The organism is Victivallis sp., from assembly GCF_048170485.1.
In the GTDB taxonomy this organism is placed as follows: domain Bacteria; phylum Verrucomicrobiota; class Lentisphaeria; order Victivallales; family Victivallaceae; genus Victivallis.
In genome coordinates, this window is record NZ_DBEXAY010000282.1 from 1 (window position 1) to 3343 (window position 3343).

Consider the following 3343-nt stretch of genomic DNA (forward strand, 5'->3'; position numbering starts at 1 on the left):
TTGATACGAATCCGCATGCGGCCCTCGCGGGCCTTACTTGTCGGGCTTCGCCCGCCAACTCCTCAATCGCCGGAGCGGCTCCGCTCGACTCCGTTCGACTGCGTCGCAATCGCTCCTTGTTGCTTTGCGGAACGCAAAGCAGTCCTCTCACATGCGCTCGCGGCGCTGACCGCGCTTGGGCCCGCGAGAAGACCGGGACACTACGGTAATTCCTCTCGCGACGATGGGCGCCGGGGAATATGCGGCTCAGGAACGGCGCTCGTTGGAAGCCAGCTCCAGCGGATAATTCCGGTCGCCCGCAACAAACGTCGTGCTGGTCGGGAAGGCGAAGTTCAGGCCGGCCGCATTGAATCTCCGGAGAATCTCCAAATTGATCTCATGCTTCCAGCGCAGAAACTGCAGGTAATCCAGCGTCTGAAACCAGACGATCACACTGATGTTCAACGACCAGTCCTTGTAGTCGGTAAAATAGATGATCGGCGGCTGGGTTTCCATATTGAAACCGGGGTGTCCGTCGAGAATCTCATGCAGAATCCGGCACGCCTCCTCCATCTTTTCCGGCGTCGTGTCGTAGGTGAGTCCGATCGAAAACGGACATTTGATCGTCGGCCGCATGGCGATGTTCTCAATGGTTCCATCCGCCACCTGCCGGTTCGGCACGCAGAAGAGAAAACCATCCAGAGATCGAATCTGCGTACTGCGCAGCCCCACCGCCTCCACCATGCCGTCCACGCCGCCGATCCGCACCCGGTCGCCGATGGAAAACGGCCGGTCAAGCACAATCATGATCGAACCGAACACGTTGGCGATCGTCTCCTGCGCGGCAAATGCAATCGCCAGCCCGACCACTCCCGCACCGGCCAGCAGAGAAGTGATGTTCAAGTTGAGGATGTTCTGCAGAATGAAAAGCGCGGCGATCAGAATCACCACCACTTTGACCGTTTTGCGGATCAGATCGATCAACAGCGAATCCATCCGGCGGCCGGGAGTCCGTTCCGCCCGGCGCTGAAAGAAATGGTCGAGCAACCCGATCAGCCGGAACAACCCCCAGACCGTGCTCACCGCCAGCGATGCCAGCAGAAGCCGCAGCCAGATCAGCGAATAGATTCCCGGCATCGACTTCAACAGCGGCTGCGCACTGATGAACACCCCGAGACAGCAGAGGAAGCAGGCGACCGGCCAGTGAAACGCCTCATAGAGCCGCCGCTGAAAACTTACATGCAGCACCTCCTCCAGTTTCTGCAGGAAAAAACGGCGGATGACGAAACTGAGCAGAAAGATGATCCCGAATGTCACCGCAGAGCCGATCACGAAGACCAGCAGATCCCCTGCCCTGTCCTGAAACCACTCTCCGACACGGGCACACCAGTCGGCTACCCCTTCGTACCAGTCCCGCGGGCTCATAAGAGAGAATTTTTTCGGAGCGGCGGGCGGAGCTGCCGGAGTGGATGTCGCGCCCCGCACAATGTCGAAATCCTTGACTACGATGACGATTTTCCCATCCGGAAGTGATTCCGAAGCCGCGAACGAAGTTCCGGAAATTGCAAACAGTGAAACCAGCAGCAGCAGAAAACGACGCATGAAAAACCCACTCCTCCCTTGTGGTGTGAAACCATTGATCCTCGATAACGTATCCCGGGAAACCGCCTTCGTCAACCCCGGAAAGAAAAATCCGCCGGGAATCTTCCCCCGCGCCTTTTTGCCGGGCGTCACTTCAGACTCCGGGGCGGTCCCCCCAGATCAACTTGTGCATCTGCAGCTGCATCCGGACCGGCAGACGCGATTCGACCACCCACGCGGCAAGGTCGGCAAATTCGACGCGCCCCCAGACCGGGCTGAAAAGCAGATTCGGCGTCTTCGCCGCCAAATCGTACCGCCGGATCACATCGCACGCAAACTCGAAATCCTCCCGCGACGAGACGACGAACTTCACTTCGTCGCGCGGCGTGAGCCATGCATAATTCCCGTAGTCATTGGCCTCCGCCATGCCGGAACCGGGCAGTTTGCAGTCGAGAATCCGGCACGCTTCCGCTGGCAGAAGCGCGATGGAGAGCGATCCGTTGGTTTCGATCAGCACTTCACAGCCGGCATCCAGAAGCGCCCGGCAGAGTGCGGGGGTTTCCGGCGTGAGCAGCGGTTCGCCGCCGGTGATTTCGACCAGCTTCAATCCGGAGTTCCGGACCAGTTCGACCAGTTCCGGAATCTCAGAGGGGCGCCCCGCCTCCGCCGACTGCGCATAGCCGGTGTCGCAGTAGGAACAGCGCAGATTGCACCCCGCAAGGCGCAGAAAGAAACAGGGGCGGCCCGCATGCGTGGACTCCCCCTGAATGCTGGCAAATGCTTCGACCAGCCGCACGGTTCAATCCTCGAAGTAGGTGACGGCGGAGCTGTCGGACTCGCCGACGCGCACCTTCCAGACCCGGATCGGGCCCTCGTTCATCTTCTCGCCCATCCGGCGGTAGATGGTGCGGGCGAGCACTTCGCTGGTGGGATTGATCTCCTGAAACTCCGGAAGTTCAGAGAGGTTGCGGTGATCGTACTCTTCGAGCAGGGAATCGAGCGCCTGCTTGAGCTTGCGGAAATCCAGCGCGATGCCGATCCGGTCAAGTTCATTCGAACGGACCGTGACGGTGACCCGGTAGTTGTGACCGTGCAGATTGCTGCAGTTCCCGTTGTAGCCGCGCAGCTGATGTGCGGCGGAAAAACAGCGTTCGATTTCGATTTCGAACATGAATTCACCTCATAAAGATAAAACGCCCGGAGCGCCGGCCCCGGGCGGAATCGGGTTTTAAAACCTGGTTACGCATTCTTCAGCGCATCGAGCAGTTTGGGCTTGCTCTGAACGCCGTTGAACTCCTGAACGATTTTGCCGTCCTTGTACAGGAACATCCGCGGAATGTTGACCACTTCAAACTTCGCGGCAAGTTCCTTGTTGTCATCGATATTGACCTTGCCGATGACGACATCGTCGGCGGCTTCCTTCGCGACCTGTTCGAGAATGGTCCCGAGCATCCGGCAGGGATTGCACCACGGAGCCCAGAAATCGACCAGCACGGTGCCGGAACCGATCGTTTCCTCGAAATTCGCCGCGTTGAGATCTTTGATCGTCGCCATACTTGTATCCTCCTTCACAATTGCGCGGCCGCCCTCCCCGGACGGCACTCTTTTCGAAATAAATATAGCATGATTCGGCAAAAATGAAAGCCGATTCCGAAAATTATCCCGCGGGATTCAACAAACGACAGGAAGGAGCATTGCCGGATTTTTACGTTTTGTTGGGAATAAATGTCATGCAACAAAAAAAGAATTGCATTTGCGACTGCAATCTTGATATTCTCTTCAA

The 3343-nt window shown here is 57.9% G+C and carries 4 protein-coding genes; all 4 read right to left on the reverse strand.

Features of this window, described 5'->3' with window-relative positions; translation table 11 throughout:
* Positions 1-246 precede the first annotated feature (246 nt).
* The 4 genes from ACMLHG_RS14545 to trxA all read right to left on the reverse strand — a co-directional run bounded on the left by ACMLHG_RS14545 (position 247) and on the right by trxA (position 3114).
* A complete protein-coding gene (locus tag ACMLHG_RS14545) occupies positions 247-1581 on the reverse strand; it encodes a mechanosensitive ion channel family protein (protein WP_417170960.1) in 1335 nt (444 codons plus the stop codon).
* 133 nt (positions 1582-1714) lie between these two features.
* The gene (locus ACMLHG_RS14550; protein WP_417170961.1) at positions 1715-2356 is read right to left on the reverse strand and encodes a radical SAM protein; all 642 of its coding nucleotides are present in this window, start codon (positions 2354-2356) and stop codon (positions 1715-1717) included.
* 3 nt (positions 2357-2359) lie between these two features.
* Positions 2360-2731 carry a 6-carboxytetrahydropterin synthase QueD gene (gene queD / locus ACMLHG_RS14555; protein WP_417170962.1) on the reverse strand — a complete coding sequence of 124 codons (372 nt, stop codon included), beginning with the start codon at positions 2729-2731 and terminating at the stop codon, positions 2360-2362.
* Positions 2732-2799: 68 nt separating this feature from the next.
* Positions 2800-3114 carry a thioredoxin gene (gene trxA / locus ACMLHG_RS14560; protein WP_294436686.1) on the reverse strand — a complete coding sequence of 105 codons (315 nt, stop codon included), beginning with the start codon at positions 3112-3114 and terminating at the stop codon, positions 2800-2802.
* Positions 3115-3343 lie beyond the last annotated feature (229 nt).

Bases quoted from the DNA above. Each gene is read 5' to 3' on its own strand.
- ACMLHG_RS14545 (WP_417170960.1), bottom strand. From the start codon at position 1,581: ATGCGTCGTTTTCTGCTGCTGCTGGTTTCACTGTTTGCAATTTCCGGA.
- queD (WP_417170962.1), bottom strand. From the start codon at position 2,731: ATGTTCGAAATCGAAATCGAACGCTGTTTTTCCGCCGCACATCAGCTG.
- trxA (WP_294436686.1), bottom strand. From the start codon at position 3,114: ATGGCGACGATCAAAGATCTCAACGCGGCGAATTTCGAGGAAACGATC.